This is a genomic window from Variovorax sp. 10L426, assembly GCF_056395305.1.
Window position 1 is genome coordinate 1 of record NZ_JBFTJF010000131.1, and the last position, 386, is coordinate 386.

The 386-nt window shown below is 62.7% G+C and carries 1 protein-coding gene; it reads left to right on the forward strand.

The window, feature by feature from the left end; all coding sequences use genetic code 11:
* Positions 1 to 386: FtsW/RodA/SpoVE family cell cycle protein (locus AC1DHL_RS30105; protein WP_478164385.1), on the forward strand; the 386-nt coding region annotated here is incomplete at both ends.

Sequence of the window (386 nt, forward strand, 5' to 3'; positions counted from 1 at the left end):
CTCGTACGCAGTGATGATGGTGATTGCCTACATGCCGACCCAGCTGCTGATGCGGGTCGCCGTCCCCCTATATACAGTGGGCGTGGCGCTGCTGATTGCCGTGGCGATGTTCGGCCTGATCCGCAAGGGCGCGCGGCGCTGGCTCAACGTGGGCATGGTGATCCAGCCGTCCGAGATCATGAAGATCTCGATGCCGCTGATGCTGGCGTGGTACTTCCAGAAGCGCGAGGGCGTGGTCAAGTGGTTCGACTTTGTCGTGGCGCTGGTCATGCTCGGCATTCCGGTGGGGCTGATCGCCAAGCAGCCTGACCTTGGCACGGCGCTGCTGGTGCTGGCCGCCGGCCTCTATGTGATCTATTTCGCCGGGCTGACCTGGAAGATCATCC